21 protein-coding genes are annotated in these 24,057 nt (G+C 62.8%); 4 read left to right on the top strand and 17 right to left on the bottom strand.

Annotated elements, in window-relative coordinates; translation table 11 throughout:
- Nucleotides 1-40: 40 nt before the first annotated feature.
- From H281_RS0123785 to H281_RS0123705, 17 genes are all read right to left on the bottom strand, one after another.
- Entirely contained in the window at nt 41-1,240 is a 1,200-nt protein-coding gene (locus H281_RS0123785; protein WP_020069637.1) for an acetyl-CoA C-acyltransferase, read from the bottom strand.
- A 76-nt stretch (nt 1,241-1,316) separates the two neighbouring features.
- Nucleotides 1,317-3,752, bottom strand: a complete 2,436-nt coding sequence (locus H281_RS0123780) for a 3-hydroxyacyl-CoA dehydrogenase/enoyl-CoA hydratase family protein (protein WP_020069636.1) — start codon at nt 3,750-3,752, stop codon at nt 1,317-1,319.
- Nucleotides 3,753-3,867: 115 nt separating this feature from the next.
- Nucleotides 3,868-5,655, bottom strand: a complete 1,788-nt coding sequence (locus H281_RS0123775; RefSeq protein WP_020069635.1) for an acyl-CoA dehydrogenase C-terminal domain-containing protein — start codon at nt 5,653-5,655, stop codon at nt 3,868-3,870.
- Nucleotides 5,656-5,772: 117 nt separating this feature from the next.
- A complete protein-coding gene (locus H281_RS0123770; RefSeq protein ID WP_020069634.1) occupies nt 5,773-6,372 on the bottom strand; it encodes a TetR/AcrR family transcriptional regulator in 600 nt (199 codons plus the stop codon).
- A gap of 356 nt (nt 6,373-6,728) precedes the next feature.
- Nucleotides 6,729-7,988 (bottom strand): cardiolipin synthase ClsB, encoded by a 1,260-nt coding sequence (clsB, locus tag H281_RS0123765; RefSeq protein WP_020069633.1) that lies wholly within the window; start codon nt 7,986-7,988, stop codon nt 6,729-6,731.
- The gene (nudB, locus tag H281_RS0123760) at nt 7,985-8,470 is read right to left on the bottom strand and encodes a dihydroneopterin triphosphate diphosphatase (RefSeq protein WP_027804890.1); all 486 of its coding nucleotides are present in this window, start codon (nt 8,468-8,470) and stop codon (nt 7,985-7,987) included. The genes clsB and nudB overlap by 4 nt, the downstream gene beginning before the upstream one ends.
- A gap of 221 nt (nt 8,471-8,691) precedes the next feature.
- A complete protein-coding gene (aspS, locus tag H281_RS0123755; RefSeq protein WP_020069631.1) occupies nt 8,692-10,491 on the bottom strand; it encodes an aspartate--tRNA ligase in 1,800 nt (599 codons plus the stop codon).
- Between the two features lie 76 nt (nt 10,492-10,567).
- Nucleotides 10,568-11,221: a DUF502 domain-containing protein gene (locus H281_RS0123750; protein WP_020069630.1), complete on the bottom strand. Its 654-nt coding sequence runs from the start codon at nt 11,219-11,221 to the stop codon at nt 10,568-10,570.
- A 72-nt stretch (nt 11,222-11,293) separates the two neighbouring features.
- The gene (locus H281_RS0123745; RefSeq protein WP_020069629.1) at nt 11,294-11,674 is read right to left on the bottom strand and encodes an FmdB family zinc ribbon protein; all 381 of its coding nucleotides are present in this window, start codon (nt 11,672-11,674) and stop codon (nt 11,294-11,296) included.
- Nucleotides 11,675-11,910: 236 nt separating this feature from the next.
- Complete coding sequence (locus tag H281_RS0123740) at nt 11,911-12,534, bottom strand: methyltransferase domain-containing protein (protein ID WP_020069628.1); 624 nt, start codon at nt 12,532-12,534, stop codon at nt 11,911-11,913.
- Nucleotides 12,535-12,553: 19 nt separating this feature from the next.
- A complete protein-coding gene (gene ubiB / locus H281_RS0123735) occupies nt 12,554-14,131 on the bottom strand; it encodes a ubiquinone biosynthesis regulatory protein kinase UbiB (protein WP_020069627.1) in 1,578 nt (525 codons plus the stop codon).
- A gap of 15 nt (nt 14,132-14,146) precedes the next feature.
- Nucleotides 14,147-14,791 (bottom strand): ubiquinone biosynthesis accessory factor UbiJ, encoded by a 645-nt coding sequence (locus tag H281_RS0123730; RefSeq protein WP_020069626.1) that lies wholly within the window; start codon nt 14,789-14,791, stop codon nt 14,147-14,149.
- Nucleotides 14,792-14,956: 165 nt separating this feature from the next.
- The gene (locus tag H281_RS0123725; RefSeq protein ID WP_020069625.1) at nt 14,957-15,946 is read right to left on the bottom strand and encodes a Tim44 domain-containing protein; all 990 of its coding nucleotides are present in this window, start codon (nt 15,944-15,946) and stop codon (nt 14,957-14,959) included.
- 37 nt (nt 15,947-15,983) lie between these two features.
- A complete protein-coding gene (ubiE, locus tag H281_RS0123720; protein WP_020069624.1) occupies nt 15,984-16,715 on the bottom strand; it encodes a bifunctional demethylmenaquinone methyltransferase/2-methoxy-6-polyprenyl-1,4-benzoquinol methylase UbiE in 732 nt (243 codons plus the stop codon).
- A 67-nt stretch (nt 16,716-16,782) separates the two neighbouring features.
- On the bottom strand, nt 16,783-17,196 hold the full coding sequence (locus H281_RS0123715) for a gamma-butyrobetaine hydroxylase-like domain-containing protein (protein WP_027804889.1): 414 nt from the start codon (nt 17,194-17,196) through the stop codon (nt 16,783-16,785).
- Nucleotides 17,197-17,274: 78 nt separating this feature from the next.
- Nucleotides 17,275-17,703, bottom strand: a complete 429-nt coding sequence (locus tag H281_RS0123710) for an HIT family protein (RefSeq protein WP_020069622.1) — start codon at nt 17,701-17,703, stop codon at nt 17,275-17,277.
- Nucleotides 17,704-17,737: 34 nt separating this feature from the next.
- Entirely contained in the window at nt 17,738-21,832 is a 4,095-nt protein-coding gene (locus H281_RS0123705) for a DUF3683 domain-containing protein (RefSeq protein ID WP_020069621.1), read from the bottom strand.
- A gap of 494 nt (nt 21,833-22,326) precedes the next feature.
- Here H281_RS0123705 and H281_RS0123700 point away from each other — a divergent pair, with 494 nt between their 5' ends.
- From H281_RS0123700 to ilvA, 4 genes are all read left to right on the top strand, one after another.
- Nucleotides 22,327-22,545 (top strand): hypothetical protein, encoded by a 219-nt coding sequence (locus H281_RS0123700; RefSeq protein ID WP_027804888.1) that lies wholly within the window; start codon nt 22,327-22,329, stop codon nt 22,543-22,545.
- 38 nt (nt 22,546-22,583) lie between these two features.
- On the top strand, nt 22,584-22,760 hold the full coding sequence (locus H281_RS36955) for a hypothetical protein (RefSeq protein ID WP_020069619.1): 177 nt from the start codon (nt 22,584-22,586) through the stop codon (nt 22,758-22,760).
- A 37-nt stretch (nt 22,761-22,797) separates the two neighbouring features.
- A complete protein-coding gene (locus H281_RS0123690) occupies nt 22,798-23,169 on the top strand; it encodes a hypothetical protein (RefSeq protein WP_020069618.1) in 372 nt (123 codons plus the stop codon).
- 106 nt (nt 23,170-23,275) lie between these two features.
- Nucleotides 23,276-24,057: threonine ammonia-lyase, biosynthetic (ilvA, locus tag H281_RS34810; RefSeq protein WP_020069617.1), on the top strand; the 782-nt coding region annotated here is incomplete at its 3' end.

The raw sequence follows: 24,057 nt of genomic DNA, 5'->3' as shown, positions 1-24,057 counted from the left end.
GCGCCTTAACGTCTTGCCGCTAACACCGGCGGGGACTGTGTCACAGCCGCTCGATAATGCCGGCTGCGCCCATGCCCGTGCCCACGCACATCGTCACCATGCCGTACTTGTAGTTGCGGCGGCGTAGACCGTGCACGACCGTGGACGCACGAATCGCGCCCGTCGCGCCAAGCGGATGACCCAGCGCGATCGCGCCGCCGAGCGGGTTGATCTTCGACGGATCGAGACCGAGGTCCTGAATCACCGCGAGCGACTGCGCGGCGAACGCTTCATTCAGCTCGATCCAGTCGATGTCGTCCTGCTTGAGACCGGCAGCCTTCAGCGCGGCCGGAATCGCTTCCTTCGGCCCAATGCCCATGATTTCCGGCGGCACGCCTCGCACCGCAAAGCTCACGAAGCGTGCGAGCGGTGTCAGATTGAATTGCTTCAAGATCTTTTCCGACACGACAATCAGCGCGCCCGCGCCGTCCGACGTCTGCGAGCTGTTGCCCGCCGTCACTGAGCCCTTGTTCGCGAACACCGTGCGCAGCTTCGCGAGACCTTCGAGCGAGGTATCCGCCCGCGGGCCCTCGTCGAGCGCGACTTCACGCGTTTTGACGCGCACTTCGCCGGTGGCCAGATCGGGGAAGCGTTCGGTGATCGTGTAAGCGGCGATTTCGTCGTTGAACTCGCCGGCTTGCTGCGCGGCGATTGCACGGCGATGCGATTCGACCGAGAACGCATCTTGCGCTTCGCGGCTGATCTTCCAGCGCTCGGCGACTTTTTCCGCGGTCAGGCCCATGCCGTACGCGATGCCGACGTCTTCGTTGCGATCGAAGATATGCGGCGACAGCGACGGCTTGTTGCCCATCATCGGCACCATGCTCATGGATTCGCAGCCGCCCGCGATCATCGCGTCCGATTCACCCACGCGGATGCGGTCCGCGGCCATAGCCAACGCGGTGAGGCCCGATGCGCAGAAGCGGTTCACCGTGACGCCGCCGACCGAATTGGGCAAACCGGCCAGCAATGCGCCCATCCGCGCGACGTTCAAGCCCTGTTCCGCTTCGGGAATCGCGCAGCCGACGATGGCGTCTTCGATCACCTTGGTGTCGAGACCAGGCACCTGCGCAACGGCCGATCTGATCGCGTGAACCAGCAGTTCGTCGGGGCGCGTATTCCTGAACATGCCGCGCGGCGCCTTGCCGATCGGCGTACGGCTCGCGGCGACGATGTATGCGTCTTGCAATTGCTTTGTCATTTGAAGCTCCGATGTAGGCGGCGGTGACGCTTTCGCGCTTACTCCCGCCCCATGCAAATGTATTTGCGCTAGTCGCTCAATTCCGCACCGGCTTGCCGGTCTGCAGCATGCCCATGATCCGTTCCTGGGTCTTTTGCGTGCCCAGCAGATCCACGAACGCGCGACGCTCCAGTTGCAGCAGCCATTCTTCGTCGACGAAGCTGCCTGCTTCCACGTCGCCGCCGCACACGGCTTCCGCGATACGGCTTGCGATCACGAAGTCGTGCTCGCTGATGAAGCGCCCGTCGCGCATGTTCACGAGCGAAGCCTTGATCGTCGAGATCGCCGAACGTCCGGCGACCGGCACTTGCGTGACGCGCAGCGGCGGGCGATAACCCGCGCCGGCCAGCGCGCGCGCTTCTTTCTTCGCGACGTCGAGCAACTCGAACACGTTGAAGACGATCGTGTCGGACGGCTTCAGATAACCCATTGCGCGAGCATCGAGCGCGGAGGCGGAGACTTTCGCCATCGCCGCGTTTTCGAACGACTTCTGCACGAACTTCAACAGGTCGTTGGTCGCGCCGACTTGCGTCGCGGCTTCCGCTGCGCGCAGCGCCGCTTCCTTCAGGCCGCCGCCCGCGGGCACCAGACCCACGCCGACTTCCACCAGACCGATATAGCTTTCGATGTGCGCGACCCGCTTCGCGCTATGTAGCAGCAACTCGCAGCCGCCGCCAAGCGCAATGCCCGACACCGCGGAAACGACCGGCACGCTCGCATACTTCACGCGCAGCATGCCTTGCTGGAATTTCTTCACGAACGGCTCGATGCCCTTGGCGCCGCCCATCATGAACGCGGGCATCGCTTCTTCAAGGTTGGCGCCCGCAGAGAACGGGCCGCCCGGCGTGCCGAGCTTCAGCGATGTCGGCTGCCATACGACGAGACCTTTGTACTCTTTCTCAGCGAGTTCGATTGCCTGCGTGAGACCGTCTATCACCGACGGTCCGATCGTGTTCATCTTGCTCTTGAACGACACGATCAGCACGTCGTTTTCGCCGGCGCGGTCGTCCACCCAGGCGCGCACGGCGTCGGTTTCGAACAGCGTCTTGCCATAGGTCTTCGGGTCAGCAACCGTTTCGCCGACGAGCGGTGCGCGAAACACCTGCCGGTCGTACACACCGAGCGACGAACGCGGCACGAAAGTCTTCGAAGCGGGCGACCATGAACCTTCGTTCGTATGCACGCCGCCCTTCTCGGCGACCGGGCCGTCGAGCACCCACGACGGCAGCGGCACGTTCGAAAGCGCCTTGCCCGCTGCGATATCTTCCTGCACCCATTCGGCGACCTGCTTCCAGCCCGCCGTCTGCCAGCCTTCGAACGGGCCTTCGTTCCAGCCAAAGCCCCAGCGGATTGCCAGGTCGACGTCGCGCGCGTTATCGGCGATCGATTCCAGATGCACGCCGATGTAGTGGAACACGTCGCGGAAAATCGACCACAGGAATTGGGCCTGCGGATGCTGCGATTCGCGCAGCAGTTTGAGGCGCTCGGCCGGCGGGCGCTTCAGGATGCGGCCGACCAGTTCGTCCGCCTTCGCACCACCATCCACGTAGTCGCCCGTTTTCGGGTCGAGCACCTTGATCGCCTTGCCTTCTTTGCGATAGAAGCCGCCGCCGGTTTTCTGACCGAGTGCGCCCTTCTTCACGAGTTCGGCGAGCACGGCCGGCGTTTCGTAGACGGGGAAGAACGGATCGTCCTTCAGGTTGTCCTGCATCGTCTTGATGACGTGCGCCATTGTGTCCAGACCGACCACGTCGGCGGTCCGGAACGTGGCCGACTTCGCACGGCCGAGACGCGATCCGGTCAGATCGTCCACCTCGTCGAAACGCAGTCCGAATTTCGCGGCTTCGGTAATGACGGCGAGAATCGAGAAAATGCCGACGCGATTCGCGATGAAGTTCGGCGTGTCCTTCGCGCGCACGACGCCCTTGCCGACCACGCTCGTCAGGAACGTTTCCAGCTGATCGAGAATTTCCGGGCGCGTCGTCGCGGTCGGAATCAGTTCGACGAGATGCATGTAGCGCGGCGGATTGAAAAAGTGCACGCCGCAAAAGCGCGCCTTCAGCTCGTCCGCGAAACCTTGCGAGAGTTCGGTGATCGACAGGCCCGACGTGTTGGTCGCGAAAATCGCGTTCGGCGCGATATGCGGCGACACCTTCTTGTACAAGTCGTGCTTCCAGTCCATGCGCTCGGCGATCGCTTCAATCACGAGGTCGCATTCGGCGAGCTTCTCGATGTCGTCGTCGTAATTCGCCGGCTGAATGTATTGCGCGTCGTCTTTCACGCCGAACGGCGCCGGCGACAGCTTCTTCAGATTCTCGATCGCCTTCAGCGCGATTGCGTTCTTCGGGCCTTCCTTGGCGGGCAGGTCGAACAGCAGCACGGGCACCTTGGCGTTGATCAGGTGCGCGGCGATCTGCGCGCCCATCACGCCGGCGCCGAGCACGGCTACCTTGCGAATGATCAGATTGCTCACGTCGTTCCTCCGGGGAGTTATGCGGTGTCGCGAATGTGTCGGCTGGTTCGCGACATGTGTGGCTGGCGAACGCGTCGCGCTGTTCGAATGAGCGCGACGCGTTCCGTGAGATGGCTTAGAACAGCGCTTCTTCGACTTCCATGAGCGGCTTCGAACCTGCGCGCGCCTGACGGATCGTCATGGCGGTTTCAGGCAGCAGCTTCGCGAAATAGAAGCGCGCGGTGGCGAGCTTCGCCTTGTAGAACGGATCGCCCGACGCTTCCTTGTCCAGCGCGATGCGCGCCATGCGCGCCCAGAAGTACGAGAACACGAGATGGCCGACAGTGCGCAAGTACGGCACGGCAGCGGCGCCGACTTCGTCCGGGTTCTGCATGGCCTTCATGCCGATTTCCATTGTCAGCTTCTGCACCTTTTCGCCGATGTCGGCGAGCGGGTTGATGAATTCCTGCATTTCCGGCTTCACGCCTTCCGCTTCGACGAACTCCGTGACGAGCTTGCCGAACTTCTTCATCTTCGCGCCCATGTCGCCGAGAATCTTGCGGCCGAGCAGGTCGAGCGCCTGAATCGCGTTAGTGCCTTCGTAGATCATGTTGATACGCGCGTCGCGCACGTACTGCTCCATGCCCCACTCGGCGATGAAGCCGTGGCCGCCGTAAATCTGCATCGCGTGATTGGTGCCTTCGAACGCGTTGTCCGACAGGAACGCTTTCAGGATCGGCGTGAGCAGCGCGACGAGATCGGCGGCTTCCTTACGCACCGCTTCGTCGGCGTGCGACAGTTCCTTGTCGATGTGCAGCGCGGACCAGTATGAGAACGCGCGCGCGCCTTCCGCATAGGCCTTCTGCGTGAGCAGCATGCGGCGCACGTCGGGATGCACGATGATCGGATCAGCGGCCTTCTCGGGCGCCTTCGGGCCGGTCAGCGAACGCATCTGCAGGCGTTCTTTCGCGTACGTGAGCGAGTTCTGATACGCAACTTCGGTGAGGCCGAGACTCTGCATGCCGACGCCAAGGCGAGCCGCGTTCATCATCACGAACATCGCGTTCAGGCCTTTGTTCGGCTCACCGACGAGCCAGCCCTTCGCGTTGTCTAGATTGATCACGCAGGTCGCGTTGCCGTGAATGCCCATCTTGTGTTCGATGGAGCCGCACTTCACGCCATTGCGTTCGCCCAGCTCACCGGCTTCGTTCGGAACGAACTTCGGCACGATGAAAAGCGAAATGCCTTTGGTGCCCTTGGGTGCATCCGGCAAACGCGCGAGCACGAGGTGGACGATGTTCTCTGCGAGATCGTGCTCACCGCTGGAGATGAAAATCTTCGTACCGCTGATCGAGTACGAACCGTCGCTGTTCGGCTCGGCCTTGGTGCGCAGAATGCCGAGATCGGTGCCGCAATGCGGTTCGGTCAGGCACATCGTGCCGGTCCATACGCCGGAAACGAGCTTCGGCAGATAGCGCTGCTGCAGCTCGGCCGTGCCGTGTGCGTGCAGACATTCGTAGGCGCCGTGCGAGAGACCCGGATACATGGTCCACGCCTGATTCGCCGAGTTCAGCATTTCGTACAACGCGTTGTTGACGAACGCGGGCAGCCCTTGGCCGCCGTATTCCGGATCGCAGCCAAGCGCCGGCCAGCCAGCTTCCACATACTGCTGATAGGCTTCCTTGAAGCCCTTCGGCGTGGTGACGACGCCGTCGCCGACGTAGGTGCAGCCTTCCTGGTCGCCGCTGTGATTGAGCGGGAACAACACTTCGGAGCAGAACTTGCCGGCCTCTTCGAGCACGGCGTTGATCGTCTCCGCGTCGAGATCCGCGTGCTTCGGCATCTCCTTGATCTCGGCTTCGACGTTAAGCAGTTCGTGCAACACGAATTGCATGTCGCGCAGCGGCGCGGCGTACTGTCCCATGACTCTCTCCAAAGTTTGACAAGAAGCCAGGCCGTTAGCGCAAGTGCGTCACGCGGATGTTGTTCGCGTTCTCGCCGACGAACCTTGTTCAGGTTTCGCGGTTTGCCGCGGTTTGCACTAACGGCTTTCGCTCTGATACGAAACAATCAATTTTTCCAGCGCGGCCCACGTGAGACGCACCGCATCCGGCAGATGCAGGAAGCGCGCGTCGTGATGCAGGCCGAGCGTGAAGCTGTAAAGTTCGAAGAGCATCAACTGCGGGTCCGTATCGGCCCGCAAATGCCCTTCCTCTACCGCCTGCGAAATCGCGCGAGTCAGCGCCGCGCGCCAGATCGTCACGCTCGACACGAGTTGCTCGCGCACCTGGCTATCCGCGCGGTCGTCGTACTCGACGGCGCCGCTGATGTAGATGCACCCGGTCGTGACTTCCTGGATGCGCTTCTCGATCCAGCGGGAAATCATCGCTCGCAAGCGCGGCAGTCCGCGAGGTTCGCGCAGGCTCGGGAAGAACACCTCGTCTTCGAAACGACGGTGATATTCGCGCACCACTTCGACCTGCAAGTCTTCGCGCGATCCGAAATGCGCGAACACACCGCTTTTGCTCATCTGCATGCGCTCGGCCAGGAGGCCAATCGTCAGACCTTCAAGTCCGTCGCGGCTTGCGAGATCAAGTGCTGCATCGAGAATCGCGACTCGCGTCTGTTCGCCTTTTCGCATAGCTTTTTACCGTTCTAATGTGACCGAAATGAAAATCGAACGGCCGTACTATTATTGAGTGGCGCCGTCCGCGAAACAAGGACTTTATTAGAAACCGGTTTCTAACCAGGTTTCAATTCTGCGGCATCTGGCAATCGGAGGAAGCTGATTTTTTAGAGGGGTTCGCCTTGAGGCAATTGTTGCTCAGGGTGACGGCCGTTTGATTGCTGCTTCCGTTGCCGTTTTCGCCGTAAGGCCGGCATGATGCCGTACAAAGGCCGCCATCAGGAAGGGGCGGGGCGCCATGTTGGCATTGCGTCTGTGTTGCGTCGGCGAGGAGCGCGCACGCCACGACTGGGGCCATCGACTCCGCCCCTTCAATCGTAGCCGCCCACCGTGAGCACCTTCATCACCGCCCGGTAGGTCGTGTAGGCGAGCCAGTTGAGCAGGCGCTCGCCGGCCGGACGCGCATCGTAGTGCGCTTCGTCGATACGCCGTGAGTCCTTGAAAGCGACCAGAATCGCTTCGCGAAGCGCGTCGATCGACGGATCGTTCACCAGCACGACATTAGCCTCGTTATTGAGCATCAGGCTCAGCGCGTCGAGATTGGACGAACCCACGGTCGCCCAGTTCGAGTCGACCACCGCCACCTTGCCGTGCAGCAGGGTTTTCTCGTACTCGGCGATCTGCACGCCTGCTCGAAGCAACGCGCGATAGAGAAACGGCACGGCGTAATCGAGCGCCTTGAATTCCTTGCGCCCGATGATCAGCTTCACCACCACGCCCCGCCGCGCCGCATACACCAGCGCGCGCCGCAGCTTGCGGCCCGGCATGAAGTACGGGTTCGCCAGCAGCACCTCGTGGCGAGCCTGGCCGATCGCTGTCAGATACGCCTTTTCGATCGCCCGGCGATTGATCAGGTTGTCGCGTGCGACGAAGGCGACGCAGGGTTCGCCGCCCGCCCACAACTCCTCGTTGCGGCGCCGGCGGCGACGTCTCAGGTTGCCGAGGGACGATGCCGTCTTCGGAGTCAGATCCGGCTCCAACGAATCGAGCGGACGATGCCCGACGCGAATCCGGCGCCACTGCACTTCAAAGGCCTCGCGGATGTCGTTAACCACCGGCCCGTGCAATTCCACCGCGAAATCCCAGCGTCGATAGGGCAGCCTTTCGCCGTCGTTCTCGTAATCGTCGACGATGTTGATGCCGCCGCAGTACCCGAACTGATCGTCGATCACGGCGAGCTTGCGGTGCGTGCGCGAAAAACCGAAGCGCCCGAAGATATGCGGGTTGTAGATCCGATGCTCGATGCCCGCGCTGGCCCACTCGTCGAACATCGACAGGCGCGCAGTGCCGATGCCGTCGGTAATCACTCGCACGCGCACGCCGCGCGCCGCCGCTCGCAGCAACGCTGCGCCGACCGACTGGCCGGCCTCGTCGTTGCAGAAGATGTAGGTTTCGAGAACGACGTCGCGCTCCGCGGCATCGACGCGCTCGATGAGCGCGCTGAAGTACTCGCCGCCCGAGCGCAGCAGCTTGACGTCGTTGCCGCTCGTGAAGCGATAGCGCTGCCAATAGCGGCGGCCGAGCAGCGATTGCCGCAGGCGGGCGAAACGGCGTGCGCCGCCGACGCTCATGCGCGAGACTCCGAACGCTCGCGCAGCCTCTTGGGCAATTGCAGAATCGCATCCGCATTCGACGAAGAGAAACAACGCGACGCCGCCTCTTCATATGGCAGCCAGAGAAATGCGGTGTGTTCGCGCGGCGCCAATGTCACTTCGAGCTGTTCGGGCACTTGTACGCTGAACCAATGCTCGGTGTTATGGATCACGCCTTCGCCGTAACGATGCAAGAACTGCGGATAGATCTCGTACTCGATCGAGTATTGCCAGTCGAACAAGGCGCTCTCCGGCACCAGTGCGCTGCCGATCACGATGCCCGTTTCTTCGGCCACTTCACGGATCGCCGTCTCGGCGAGCGGCTCATCGAGCCGGTCTTTGGAACCCGTCACCGATTGCCAGAAGCCCGGAATATCGGCGCGCTCGATCAACAGCACGTCGAGCGAGGGCGTATGAATGACGACAAGTACGGACTGCGGGATCTTTGGCGGTTTCGGCATGGCGTGAAAACTGGGCGCAACGCTTGCGCGGTACATGTCGGCGAGTGGTCCAATGAGCGAGCAGAAGCTGTTGCATGGACTGTAACGCAAAAAGCAAAAAAGGCGCATGACGCGCCTTTCTCGTTTTGCTATTTCATCAAGCGTATCTTGCTCGACGTTGCTGATGCCAGCTTGCGTGCTAGCCCGCGTTGCCGTTCACAGGCAGCCGCGGGTCGCCTCGATTACGCCTTCGGTTCCGGCGTACGCAAGCGGATGTGCAACTCGCGCAACTGGCGCTCGTCCACTTCGCTCGGCGCTTGTGTGAGCAAGTCTTGCGCGCGCTGCGTCTTGGGGAACGCGATCACGTCGCGGATCGAGTCGGCGCCGGCCATCATCGTGACGATGCGGTCCAGACCGAACGCGATGCCGCCGTGCGGAGGCGCGCCGTATTGCAGCGCGTCGAGCAGGAAGCCGAACTTGGCTTGCGCTTCTTCCGCGTTGATCTTCAGCGCACGGAACACCTTGCTCTGCACTTCTTCACGATGAATACGCACCGAGCCGCCGCCGATTTCCCAGCCGTTCAGCACCATGTCGTAAGCCTTGGCGAGACAGCGCGCCGGGTCCGTTTCCAGATACTCGAGGTGCTCGTCTTTCGGGCTCGTGAACGGGTGATGCGCGGCGACGTAGCGGTTGTCTTCCTCGTCGTATTCGAACATCGGGAAGTCGACCACCCACAGCGGCTTCCAGCCCGATTCGACGAGGCCGTTTGCCTTGCCGAATTCCGAGTGGCCGATCTTCAGGCGCAGCGCGCCGAGGCTGTCGTTCACCACCTTCGCGCGGTCCGCCGCGAAGAAAATGATGTCGCCGTCTTGCGCGCCGGTGCGCTCGATGATCGCCTTGACCGCTTCGTCGTGCAGGTTCTTGACGATCGGGCTTTGCAGGCCGTCACGGCCCTTCGCCACTTCGTTGACCTTGATCCACGCGAGACCCTTGGCACCGTAAATGCGCACGAATTCCGTGTAGCTGTCGATGTCGCCACGTGAAAGCTCGCCGCCCTTCGGCACGCGGATCGCCGCGACGCGGCCGTCTTTGGTGTTGGCCGGCGTGCTGAACACCTTGAAGTCGACGTCTTTGACCGCGTCGGTCAGGTCGGTGAACTCGAGCTTTACGCGCAGGTCCGGCTTGTCCGAACCAAAGCGGCGCATGGCTTCCGAATACTGCATAACCGGGAATTTCTCGTCCAGCTCGACCCCGATCGTTTCCTTGAACACGTGACGGATCATCGCTTCGAACAGATCGCGGATTTCCTGTTCCGACAGGAACGAGGTTTCGCAGTCGATCTGGGTGAATTCCGGCTGACGGTCGGCGCGCAGGTCTTCGTCGCGGAAGCACTTGACGATCTGGTAGTAGCGATCGAAGTTCGCCACCATCAGCAGCTGCTTGAAGAGTTGCGGCGATTGCGGCAGCGCGAAGAACTGGCCCGGGTTGGTGCGCGACGGCACCAGGTAGTCGCGTGCGCCTTCCGGCGTGCTCTTGGTGAGCATCGGCGTTTCAATGTCGACGAAGCCCTGCGCGTCCAGATACTTGCGCACTTCGATCGCGACACGGTAGCGCAGACGCAGGTTGTGCTGCATCTGCGGACGGCGCAGGTCCAGCACGCGATGCGTGAGACGCGTGGTTTCCGACAGGTTGTCGTCGTCGAGCTGGAACGGCGGCGTGATCGACGCGTTCAGCACGATCAGCTCGTGGCACAGCACTTCGATCTTGCCGCTTTTCAGCGCGGCGTTCGTCGTGCCTTCCGGACGGTTCCGCACCACGCCCTTGATTTGCAGACAGAATTCGTTGCGCACGCCTTCGGCGGCCTTGAACATCTCCGCGCGGTCCGGGTCGCAGACGACCTGAACGAGGCCTTCGCGGTCGCGCAGGTCGATGAAGATAACGCCGCCATGGTCGCGGCGGCGGCTTACCCAGCCGCACAGCGAGACGGTTTGGCCCAGCAGTTCTTCGGTCACCAGACCGCAGTATTCAGATCTCATCGACATGATGTTTGACTTTCGTTTTGCATTAGTTGAACGGCGCGCCGCAGCTGAACACTGCGTGAAACGTTGCGCGCCGGCATTACAGCGGAGGCTCGACTGTCGTGCGGCGCACCGGCGCCGGCGGCGCGGACGGCGCCACCACGCCCATCGAGACGATGTACTTGAGCGCGGCGTCGACGGTCATGTCGAGTTCGATCACTTCGCTCTTCGGCACCATCAGAAAGAAGCCGGACGTTGGGTTCGGTGTAGTCGGCACGTAGACGCTGACGTGATCTTCCTTCAGGTGATTGATCACGTCGCCGCCCGGAATGCCGGTGAGAAACGCGATCGTATAGGAGCCACGGCGCGGATATTCGATTAGAAGCGCCTTACGAAAGGCGTTGCCGCTGCTCGACAGCAGCGTGTCGGACACCTGCTTGACGCTCGTGTAGATCGGTCCGACCACGGGAATGTGCGCGACGACGACTTCCCACCACTTCACGAGCTTCTGCCCGACGAAGTTCTGCGTCAGCAGCCCGACGACAAAGATGAACGCCAGTGTCAGCACCGCGCCGAGACCCGGCAGACGGAAGCCGAACACACGCTCCGGTTGCCATGCGCGCGGCAGCAGCAACAGCGTCTGGTCCATCGTGCCGATGATCAGACCGAGCACCCACAGTGTGATGGCCAAAGGCACCAGCACCAGCAGGCCAGTCAGAAACACCGATTTGAGTGTCGTTTTTTTCGTCGTCATGTGTACCGCCAGAAAGCCGCGCCGCGAAAGCGCTGCGCGGCGTGTGCGCCGCCCGCGAGGGCGGCAGTCCCACTAGGCGCTGCCCGAACTGCTAGCGCCTGTGCTAGCCGCCGGCGCCGCAGCGGGCGCGGCCGGCGTGGCGGCTGCGCTGCTGGCCGTGGCCGTGTCGGATTTCGCGGCGCCATTGCCGGCAGGTGCGGCAGTCCCGGCCGGGCTGCCGTTGGACGCACCGTCTGCGTCCGCCTTCGCCGGCGCGCTCGTGCCGGTATTGCCGCCGCGGAAGTCGGTCACGTACCAGCCGGAGCCCTTCAACTGGAAGCCTGCGGCCGTGACCTGTTTCCGAAAAGTGTCTTTCCCGCATTCGGGACATTGCGTCAACTGGGCGTCGCTCATCTTCTGAAGCACGTCTTTCCCGAAGCCGCATGACTCGCAACGATAAGCGTAGATCGGCATGACCTGTTCCCTACTGAAATCTTGTAAACGCTTGCAAAGCCTTGAATTATAGCCGCAAACGATAACGCTCCCCGCATTTTGGGGATAAGCGTCCGACGCGACCGCCGATGCGCCAGATGAGGGCGGCTACCGGGAAAATCAAGGGCCGCGCTGACGCCGGAAGCGCGTTACACGTCTCGCACGTAGCCGCTTCCAGTTGCCGCTATAGTCGCCCGCCAATTCCCGTCGCGCCACGCTCACGCGCGGCGGCGCCAGGTCAGCCAGCGCTCGCGCCCGGCGAATACGGCGATCGAATCGGTCACGGGCTCGTCTTCGAGCACTTCGAAAAACGGCGTCAGCAGCGCTTCCAGTTCGCCACGCTCGATACCGAACGGCGGCCCCTTCGGCGTCGTGCCGAAAAAGAAGAATCCGGCGAGCAGCGCGCCCGCCGGCAACAGATCCGCCATTCGACGCGCATAGTCGACGCGCCGCGCCAACGGCAACGCGCAGAGAAACGCCCGCTCGTAGATCCACGCCGGCCTGAACGGCGGCTCGTAGGTGAAGAAATCGGCTTCTTCCACGAGTTCGGCATGTTGCTCGCCCAATTGCGCGCGCGCCGCCGCAACCGCTGCCTGCGAGAAATCAATCGCCCGCACCGGGCTGCCGTGCTCTGCCAGCCAGACGGCTTCATATGCGCTGCCGCAACCAGGAATCAGCACCGCCTCTCCGGTGTGCCGGCTCGCAAACGACTGAAACGCCGACGGCACACCCGCCTGATCCCACGGCATGAAATGCTGCTCGAACCGCTCGTTCCAGAACGCCGGCGAATTCGGATCACGGTTTTCAAAATCGGGGACCGGGGATTGGGTCGTGTCGCTCATCACGTGCCTCGCAAACTCATTAGCTGCCGTAGGCCAGCGCGAGGACCACTCGCGCAAGCGCCGCGCCGACGCCGACCGCTACGCCAAACAGCAGCAAGCCCTGCAGCAGCCGGTTAGTACGCTTCTGTTCGAGCAGGATCTGCCGGATCATGTCGTCGTTGCCGACCCGCCCGTGATCGTGGCGCTCGGCCAGCACATGATGGATCAGGCGCGGCAACTGTGGCAGCGTCTTGCTCCACTGCGGCGCCTCGATCTTGAGCCGCTCGTACCAGCCGCGCAGGCCGATTTGCTCATTCATCCAGCGCTCGAGATAGGGCTTTGCCGTCTTCCACAAATCCAGTTCGGGGTCGAGCGATCGGCCGAGACCTTCCACGTTGAGCATGGTCTTTTGCAACAGCACCAGTTGCGGCTGAATTTCGACGTTGAAGCGGCGCGACGTAGAAAACAGACGCATTAGCACCTGCCCCAGCGAGATGTCCTTCAGCGCGCGGTCGAAATACGGCTCGCACACAGCGCGGATGGCGCTTTCGAGTTCTTCCACGCGTGTAGTTGGCGGCACCCAGCCCGATTCCAGATGCAGCGTTGCGACGCGGTGGTAGTCGCGCTTGAAAAACGCGAGGAAATTCTGCGCGAGGTAGTTCTTGTCGAAGTCCGACAGCGCCCCGATGATCCCGAAATCCAGCGCGATATAACGGCCGAAATGCGCCGGATCGAGGCTCACCTGAATGTTGCCGGGGTGCATGTCCGCGTGGAAAAAGCCGTCGCGGAACACCTGCGTGAAGAAAATTTCGACGCCTTCGCGCGCCAGCTTCGGGATATCCACGCCCGCCGCCCGCAGTGTATCCACCTGGCTGATCGGCACGCCGACCATGCGCTCCATGACGAGCACGGTCGGCGTGCAGAACTCCCAGTACATTTCCGGCACGAGCAGCAGATCGAGCCCGGCGAAATTACGGCGCAACTGGCTGCCGTTGGCCGCCTCGCGCATGAGATCGAGTTCGTCGTGCAGGTACTTGTCGAACTCAGCGACCACCTCGCGCGGCTTCAGGCGCTTGCCGTCCGCCCACAAACGCTCGGCCCACACGGCGATGTCGCGCAGCAACGCGAGGTCCGAATCGATAACGGGCAGCATGTTCGGACGCAGAACCTTCACAGCGACGGCCTTGCCCGCATGCTGTCCGGCCTTCACCGTCGCGAAGTGCACCTGCGCGATGGACGCGCTCGCCACAGGCACCCGCTCAAAATCGTCGAACAGCACGTCGACCGGCGCGCCCAACGACTTTTCGACCAGTCCTATCGCCACCGCCGAATCGAACGGCGGCACCTGGTCCTGAAGCTTCGCGAGTTCGTTGGCAATATCGACCGGCAACAGGTCGCGCCGCGTCGACAATACCTGCCCGAACTTGACGAAGATCGGCCCGAGGCTTTCAAGTGCGAGCCGCAAACGCACGCCGGGCGGCGCGTCGAACTTGCGGCCGATCGTGGTGATACGCAGCAGCATGCGCACGCGCCGGTCGTTGACGCGGCCGAGCATCATCTCGTCGAGACCGAAGCGGATAACCGTGAAAAATATCTTGAGGAAACGCAGAAAACGCATGGTTGTGCCCGGTGACTAGCGCGTGCCGCGCAACGTGGCGGCGCCGCCCGGCACAACTGCGCCGTGGGCTTCGACCTTCTGTTCAAGACGCTGGATACGTTTTTCCACTCGCGCCAACGCGTCGCGGGCCTGCGCCAGCTCGGCGTTGAAATCTTGCAGCGCGGCGCGGCGCACGAGCTGAGGATTCTCGTCGAGCAGATATTCGGTGGCCGTATCGAGCAGATTGCGGCCGGTGCGCTGGACATGTTCGCCGACCGTCCGCACGATCGACGCAACCCGCCACGCGGGGCCGTCGCCGATCAGCTTTGCGAGATCCTCCTCCGGCTCCCAGCGCAAATGCTCGGCGAGGTGGGCAATGACCGTGGCGAACTCCGCGTCGCCTTCGATCTTCACGTGTTTCATGACGGCCGCCTGGCCGCCCTGCACGAACGCGGGCAACGCGTCGGACGGGACCGAGATGGTCACGTCGAACTGTTGGGCGTCGCTTGCGCCGAGCGTAGTCAGATAGCCGTCCGGCTGCACCAGCAGCATCAGCACGACAGGTGGCGACGACAGTCTGGCGGTCCTGCCCGCGTAAGGGGCGAGGCGCTCACGGGCCCACGATTCGCGGGCGAGCAGATGATTGACAGCAGCAGCGAAAGGCTTGGCGGCGAGGGTCATTGAAAGTGGCAAGAAAAAACCCGCGCAAGCGAGTGCTCGCGCGGGTTCCTATTGTAACGTCCGTTCGCTTCGCGGCTTGCTCGGCTGAACGGCTAACTGCGGGCCGGCCGCAGGCCAACGTTGCACGCGCACGCGGGGCAAGCAGCGCCGCGAGCCCGCGCCATCTCAATGCTGCGCGAGCTGCTGAATGCCCGCCAGCAGCCAGCCTTCGCCCGGACGGTTCGCTTTCGACAGGTTCCACACTTCGACGAACGGCTGCGCCGCCGCACCCGGCGTTTCGCGAATCAGGCCGGAGAAGCGCACGCTCGCGAAGTATTCGTTTGCACGTTCTTCCACGCCCAACAGATCGGCGTTGAGCTGAACGACGTCTGTCTGATTCGTTTCGGCGCCGCGTGAAGCGAGGTCGACGCGGATCTCCGCGAACATTTCCGGCGTGGTGAATTCGCGGATATCGTCGATATTGCCGACGTCCCACGCGGCCTGCAGACGCACGAAGTACACCTTCGCGTTACGCAGGAACGCTTCGGAATCGAAGCCCGCCGGCACGCTCGGCGTTGTATTGATGGACGGCGTGGTCAGCGGATTGCCCTGCGGTTCGAGATACGAGCCAGTAGGCGGCGCGCTGTAGCGCGGCTCCTGCGTGTAGCCCGTGGCACCCGAATTCAGCGACGGCGACTGACCCGCGTAAGCCGGCTGCGACGTATCGCGCTTGCGGCCCATGAAGCGGCGGATCAGCCAGATGCCAACCATGACGAGCAACGCAATGACGATGATATTGGCCATTGCGCCAGCAAACGCACCACCCAGACCGAAGTGCGACAGCAGTGCCGCGATACCGAGACCGGCTGCCAGACCCGCGATCGGACCGAGCCAGCGCGAGCGGTTAGGTTGCGGGGCAGGAGCCGGCGCAGGCGCGGGCGCCGGTTGCGCGCGCTGCATGCCCTGATTGGACGGGGAAGGCTGCGACGGCGCAGCCTGTTGCTGAACGGTGTTCGACTGACGGCCAAAACTACGGCCACCGCCCATGCGACGAGCTTCCGCATCGAGCGAGGCGACGGAGCCGGCCACGATCAGGCCGACCATCGCGATCAGTCCGATTCGTCTCGCCAGCGACCGCTTCACCTTACGGGGAGATAACACGGCTGAATCGGACATTTTGGCACTTTCCTTTAAAAACGATGGGTTAGGAACCCTAGTATTTGGTCCCCACATGTAAAGCTACCACGCCAGCTGACAAATTGTAATATTTGACGCCATCAAGGCCGGCTTGTTCCATCATTGTTTTTAAGGTTTCCTGATCCGGATGCATCCGGATCGATTCCGCGAGGTAACGGTAGCTTTCCGCGTCTTTCGCAAAGCGCTCGCCGAGCCACGGCAAGACCTTGAACGAATAGACATCGTAGGCTTTTTTCAACGGATCCCATACCTTCGAGAATTCGAGAACGAGCAGACGGCCCGCCGGCTTCAGGACGCGGCGCATTTCCGCCAGCGCAACGTCCTTATGCGTCATATTGCGCAAGCCGAATGCCACGGTCACGACGTCGAAGTAATTGTCCGGGAAAGGGATCTTCTCGGCGTCGCAGAGCAGCGCCGGTGTGATCACGCCTTTGTCGAGCAAACGGTCGCGGCCGACGCGCAGCATGGATTCGTTGATGTCCGTGTGCCAGACCTCGCCGGTTTCGCCGGCCTGCTTTGCAAACGCTTTTGACAGATCGCCCGTGCCGCCCGCGATGTCGAGCACCTTGTAGCCCGGCCGCACGTTGGCCTGGGCGATCGTGAACATCTTCCACGCCCGGTGCAATCCGCCCGACATCAGGTCGTTCATCAAGTCGTAGTTGGCGGCAACCGAGTGGAACACGCCCGCCACCTTCTGCGCCTTTTCCTGTTCGTCGACCGATTGAAAGCCGAAGTGGGTTTTGCTCATCGCGCTTGTCCTTTCGCGTATTCTGAAATGTTGCGCCGCATCAGTGCAGCGGGTCAGGCGAATCGTATCAGTGACGGTGGCCGTGCGCAGCGCCAGGTGAAGGCATTGGCGCGTCGCGGTCGACGCCCGCCGCCGCCAGTCTGTCGAGATACGCGCGCCAGAGTTCGTCCTGGCGCCGCGCCATGTCGTAGAGCAGGTCCCACGAATAGATGCCGGTGGAGTGCCCGTCGGAGAATGTCGGCTGGATCGCGTAGTTGCCCACGCCCTCGATCATCGTGATCGTGACGTCGCGCTTTCCGGTTTGCAGCGTTTCCTGGCCGGGGCCGTGGCCCTGCACTTCCGCGGAGGGCGAATACACACGCAGCAGTTCGAACGGCAGCCGATACGATTCGCCGCTTGCGTACTGCAGTTCCAGCACGCGCGACTTGGAATGCACGACGACGCCGGTCGGCACCGGGGTATCGGGAGTCAATCCGCTCATCATGGCCTCTTTAGAAAGCGCCGCCGCACCACAAGTCGCCTTTGAAACGGCGCGGCGCGAAGGAATGGTTAGTGGCGCTCAGCCAAGAGCCTGTTCGATTTCCTGTCGCACCGCTTCGCGCAACAGGGTGGCTTGTGCGCGGCGTGACGACAGCATTGCCTCGGACACCGTGCGCTGACGCGGCGCCCAGATGGGCAGCGGGAAATGCGCGTCGTTCGAGAAACGCGGAATGACGTGCCAGTGCACATGCGGCACCTGGTTGCCGAGGCTCGCGAGATTCACCTTGGCCGGCTGCAGGATACGCCGCATTGCGCGTTCCACGGCGTATACCGCCTTCATTACGCGATCGCGGCCGGCGGCGTCGAGGTCCGAGAACTCCGCCACATGCTCATTCCAGATCACACGGCAAAAACCCGGGTAATCGTGTTCGTCGGCAAGGACGACGCGCAAGGTGTCGTCCTGCCACAGCACATCGCCGCCATCTTCACGGCAAAAAACGCAGTCCATCGTCGTCCTCAGGCAAAAATCGTCAGTCGTGCCATTAAACCAGCACGCGCTCGATTCCGCCATTGTTCGCCCGCTGCACGTAGTCGACCATCCAGTCTTCTCCGAGCACGTGACGTGCCATTTCGACGACGATGTAGTCCGCCTCGATGCCCGCGTCTTCGTTGTAACGCGACAAGCCTTGCAGGCAGGACGGGCAGCTCGTCAGGATCTTCACGTCGGTGGCGCCCTTGGGCTGCGGACCGTCGCCGGCCTTCAGCACCGAGCCGTTCGCCGCGCCCGCCGTGCCGGCCGATGCATTGGCCGGGTTGATCGCGTTCGCGCCGGCTTCAGCGAGCAGAGGAATGCCGCGCAACTTCGCAGCGCCCTTGCGGATTTCCTCTTCCTTGCGGAAACGCACCTGCGTCGAAATGTCAGGACGCGTAACCGCGAGCGTGCCCGACTCACCACAGCAGCGATCGTTCTTCTCGATCTTGTAGCCGTCTTTCTCCGAACCCATCAGTGAGTTGACGAGTTTGACCGGATCCATCGTTTTGATCGGCGTGTGGCAAGGGTCGTGATACATGTAACGCACGCCGTTCACGCCGTCGAGCTTCATGCCCTTTTCCAGCAGGAACTCATGAATGTCGATGATCCGGCAGCCCGGGAAAATCTTGTCGAATTCATAACCGGCGAGCTGGTCGTAACACGTGCCGCACGACACCACCACCGTCTTGATGTCGAGGTAGTTCAGCGTATTGGCTACACGGTGAAACAGCACGCGATTGTCGGTGACGATCTGTTCGGCCTTGTCGTACTGCCCGGAGCCGCGCTGCGGATAGCCGCAGCACAGGTAGCCCGGCGGCAACACCGTTTGCACGCCCGCTTCCCACAACATGGCCTGCGTCGCGAGGCCGACTTGCGAGAAGAGCCGCTCGGAACCGCAACCGGGGAAGTAGAACACCGCTTCTGTGTCGGCCGTGGTCGTCTTCGGATTGCGGATGATCGGGACGATCTTGTTGTCCTCGATATCGAGCAATGCGCGCGCGGTTTTCTTCGGCAGATTGCCCGGCATCTTCTTGTTCATGAAGTGGATCACCTGCTGCGTGACCGGCGGCTTGCCGACGGTTGCGGGCGGGTGCGCCGTCTGCTTCTTCGCAAACTTTTTCAGCACGTCGTTACCGAGGCGCTGCGCCTTGTAGCCGATACCCATCATCGCCGTACGTGCGAGGTTGATGGTCTGCGGATTCGTTGCGTTGAGGAAGAACATGCCGGCCGCGTTGCCCGGATTGAACTTCTTCTTGCCCATCTTGCGCAGCAGGTTGCGCATGTTCATGGTCACGTCGCCGAAGTCGATCTTCACCGGACACGGCGTCACGCATTTGTGACACACGGTGCAGTGATCGGCGACGTCGTTGAACTCGTCCCAGTGCTTGATCGACACGCCGCGGCGCGTCTGCTCCTCGTACAGGAACGCCTCGACCAGCAGCGAAGTCGCGAGAATCTTGTTGCGCGGGCTGTACAGCAGGTTCGCGCGCGGCACGTGCGTCGCGCACACCGGCTTGCACTTGCCGCAGCGCAGGCAGTCCTTGATGGACTCGGAAATCGCCCCGATGTCGGACTGCTGCATGATCAGCGATTCGTAGCCCATCAGGCCGAAGCTCGGCGTGTAGGCATTGCGCAGATCGGCGCCTTCGAGCAGCTTGCCCGCGTTGAAGCGGCCATGCGGATCGACGCGCTGTTTATACGCGCGGAATTCGCCGATCTCGTCGTCGGTCAGGAATTCGAGCTTGGTAATGCCGATGCCGTGCTCGCCGGAAATCACGCCGTCGAGCGAGCGGGCGAGCTTCATGATGCGCGCGACCGCAGTGTGGGCGTCCTGCAGCATCTCGTAGTTATCCGAGTTCACCGGCAGGTTCGTGTGCACATTGCCGTCGCCCGCGTGCATGTGCAGCGCGACGAACACGCGGCCGCGCAGCACCTGCTTGTGGATCGCCTGCGCTTCGTCGAGGATCGGCTTGAACTCGCCGCCGTTGAAGATTTGCCGCAACTCGGCGCGAATCTCCTGCTTCCAGGACACGCGGATGGTGCGGTCCTGCGTGACGTCGAACACCGTGGCGCCGGTTTGCGCGTCGACACGGTCGGCGAATTTCTCCGCGAGCGCTTCGTAGCCCAGACCGACCAGATAGTGCTGCGCTTCACGCAACGACAGATCGAGCTTGTCGCGCAGGAATTCCCAACGCGTGCGCACGCGCTTCAGCAGATCCAGCGCCTGCTGAACGCGGTCTTCCAGCAGTTCGGCGCTTGGAATTTCATTGGCGTCGTCGCTCTTGCCGAGCGGCAGCTTGCCAGCCTGGAAGAACGCTTCCAGCGCGTCGACCAGTTGGAGCTTGTTCTTGATCGACAACTCGATGTTGATACGCTCGATGCCGTCCGTGTACTCGCCCATGCGGTCGAGCGGGATCACCACGTCTTCGTTGATCTTGAACGCGTTCGTGTGCTTTGCGATTGCGGCGGTACGGCTACGGTCGAGCCAGAAGCGCTTGCGCGCCTCGGCGCTCACCGCGACAAAGCCTTCGCCGCTCTTGCCGTTGGCCATGCGCACCACTTCGGACGTGGCTTGCGCGACCGCGTCCGCGTCGTTGCCGACGATGTCGCCTATCAGCACCATCTTCGGAAATGCGTTGCGCTTGCTCTTGGTCGCATAGCCGACCGCGCGCAGATAGCGCTCGTCGAGGTGTTCGAGACCGGCGAGAATCGCGCCGCCCTGCTTCGACGTTTCGAACAGGTAGTCCTTGATTTCGACGATGCTCGGAATTGCCTCGCGCGCCTGGCCGAAGAATTCAAGGCAGACGGTGCGCGTATGCGCGGGCATCTTGTGCAGCACCCAGCGTGCGGACGTGATGAGACCGTCGCAGCCTTCCTTCTGCACGCCGGGCAAGCCGGCCAGGAACTTGTCGGTGACGTCCTTGCCGAGCCCTTCCTTACGGAACACCCGGCCTTTGATGTCGAGCGACTCGGTACGCAGCAGCTTTTCGCCCGGCGCATGGTTGCCGTCGAACCATTTGAGTTCGAAGCGCGCGACCTCGATATCGTGAATCTTGCCCAGGTTGTGATCCAGACGCGTGACTTCGAGCCAGTTGCCTTCCGGGTCGACCATGCGCCACCAGGCGAGGTTGTCGAGCGCCGTGCCCCACAACACCGCTTTCTTGCCGCCCGCGTTCATCGCGACGTTGCCGCCGACGCAGGACGCGTCGAGCGAGGTCGGATCGACGGCGAACACGAACCCGGCCTGCTCGGCCGCCTCGGTCACGCGCCGCGTGACCACGCCTGCGCCAGAGAAAATGGTCGGCACTTTGCGGTCGACGCCCGGCAGTTCGGTCATTTCCACCGCGCCGAGCTGTTCGAGCTTTTCGGTGTTGATGACGGCCGAGAACGGCGTGAGCGGAACTGCGCCGCCCGTGTAACCCGTGCCGCCTCCCCGCGGAATCACCGTCAGCCCGAGCTCGAAACACGCCTTGATCATGCCGGCAATTTCGGCTTCGGTATCCGGCGTGAGAACGACGAACGGATACTCGACGCGCCAGTCTGTCGCGTCGGTCACGTGCGAAACGCGGGACAAACCGTCGAACTTGATGTTGTCCTTTTCGGTGACGCGGCCCAGCACCTTCGTTGCGCGGCGGCGCAGATCGTAAGTCTTCTGGAATTCGCTTTCGAATTCGTCGACGGCGCGGCGCGCGGCCTGCACCAACGTTTCGACACGCGCGGCACGGTCGACGCCCGCTTCATCGCCATGTTCGGTCAGATCGGCGCGGCGGCGCTTCTCGATCTCCGACAGACGGTGATGCAACGCCTCGATCAGCATTGCGCGCCGTTTCGGGTTGTCGAGCAGATCGTCCTGCAAATACGGATTGCGGCGCACCACCCAGATGTCGCCGAGCACTTCGTACAGCATGCGCGCCGAGCGGCCGGTGCGGCGTTCCGCACGCAGTTCGGCAAGCGCCGCCCATGCGTCGTCGCCTAGCAGGCGGATGACGATTTCGCGGTCGGAGAACGACGTGTAGTTGTAGGGAATTTCGCGCAGGCGCGCTTCGGGATCGGCGACCACCGCAGCGGCGGCTCCGTGCGGATCGAAAACTTGAGGTGCGTTCATGTTTGGACGACTCGGTGGGTCAGTCCTGCGCGCTCATGGCGAGGCGCCGGCTGACGGTGCGCGTGGGGCGCAATGCTTGGAAATCTTCTTGGGGAGCGAAGCGCCACCGACGGCTTGCCCACGTCGGTCGCTTCGCGGCGCTCAGATACTGCTACACGATCGTGCGTGGCGGACATGACGCTCCGCCGCGGGACAAGACTCACGCGGGGCGGGCATCAAGTGGGCGATCCGAGGCTGCCAGTGCATCTTCCGATCCTTATTCCAAAATGGAATTCTACCGCATCGGCCCGCCACGCGTTGCAGGTGGAAATGCGAGCGCGGCGGGTTCGACGGCGCCCAAGCCGCGCTGCGGCGCGGGCCGCGCGGCATCGATGGTTTTCTATCGATCAGCCGACTTTTGTCACCATCAGCCAGAAGATGCGGACGAACGCAAAGACCGCGGCATGCCGGATGCTGATCGGCTACAGGAAACCAGCGATCCACGGAGGCCCATGATGTCCGACCCCGACACGAAGAACGCCGAGCATATCGAGCAGCAACCGGTGCCCGGCCATACCGAGAACATTCCCAGCGACGGCTCGGACGACCGGCGCGACGGGGAATCCGGGACCCAACGCCTGGAAGACGTCGCACCGGACGCGGGCCCCGACACGAAACCCGGCACGCCGCCCGGCACGCAAAGCGACGCCGACCGCACGCGCTCGCAGGACTGAGCACGACTTTCACCGATCGACACGACCAGGAGCCCATGATGACCAGCGAATCCGCCCGCCCGACGCCGCCGCGCCAAACGCCGAACGACCCGACTGCCGGCGACCGGCGTCTGTCCGACGAACAGAAGCAATCGGCCAGGAACGAACCCGCGCCGCCTAAGCCCGGTGGCGGCGCGAACCTGCCCGACCCGAAGGAAGTCGGGGAAGCCGGCTGAATCACATCTGCGACACGAAATCACAAGGAGAATCGCGATGGCAACCAAGCAACCCGCCGCGTCCGCGGCGCTTCGGGCCACGTTCAGGCTGTTTGCCAACGGCGAGCGCGTCATTGCGCAAAACCCGGACGGTAAGCTGATCGACGTCGGCGCCATGGAAACGAAAGGCGACCGCTACACCGTGCGGCTCGACGTCGATCCGCTCGATCTGCAACCGTCGCATTCGGTCGACGCGGCGTTGCGCGCCGTCTCATCGCAGCTGAACTTCGATTATCTCGATGGGCTTTTCACGAGCGAGGGCCCGGTCGAATTTCACGGCGACCTGTTCGCGCTGCCGCACGTCGAATGGCAACTCGACGAACCGCTGCCGCGCGAACTCACCGACGGCAGGCCGCCGCATATTTTCTAGACCGCGCGCGGCGGGGCGCTGCCCGGCGACCCGTGAGGGCAGTGCATGCGGCGTTGGCGCTATCATTGATGCTTTTCCGCCTTCCAAAGCGCATCGCGCCACCCGCATGGCCTCCCACGACTATCTGAAGAAAACCCTCACCGCACGCGTCTACGACGTGGCGCGCGAGACCGAACTCGAACGCGCGCCGCAACTGTCGGCGCGCCTGCGCAATCCGGTCTATCTGAAGCGCGAGGACAACCAGCCGGTGTTCTCGTTCAAGGTGCGCGGCGCGTACAACAAGATGGCGCACATTCCCGCCGAGGCGCTCACGCGCGGCGTGATCACCGCGTCGGCAGGCAATCATGCGCAGGGCGTCGCGCTGTCTGCGGCGCGCATGGGCGTGAAGGCGATCATCGTGGTCCCGGTCACCACGCCGCAGGTGAAGGTCGACGCGGTGCGCGCGCATGGCGGCCCGACCGTCGAGGTCGTGCAGTTCGGCGAATCGTATAGCGACGCCTACGGCCACGCGGTGCAATTGCAGGAAGAGCGCGGGCTGACCTTCGTGCATCCGTTCGACGATCCGTATGTGATCGCCGGGCAAGGCACGGTTGCGATGGAAATCCTGAGCCAGCATCAGGGCCCGATTCACGCGATCTTCGTGCCGATCGGCGGCGGCGGACTCGCGGCGGGTGTCGCGGCGTATGTGAAATCGGTGCGTCCCGAGATCAAGGTGATCGGCGTGCAGACCGACGACTCGTGCGCGATGGCCGCATCGCTGAAAGCCGGCGAGCGCGTCACGCTAAACGAGGTCGGCCTGTTCTCCGACGGCACCGCGGTGAAGCTCGTCGGCGAAGAAACCTTCCGCCTGTGCAGCGAATATCTGGACGACGTGCTGCTCGTGAACAC

Source organism: Paraburkholderia caledonica (assembly GCF_000383275.1).
Lineage (GTDB): Bacteria > Pseudomonadota > Gammaproteobacteria > Burkholderiales > Burkholderiaceae > Paraburkholderia > Paraburkholderia caledonica.
This window is presented reverse-complemented; position numbering and strand designations above follow the sequence as displayed.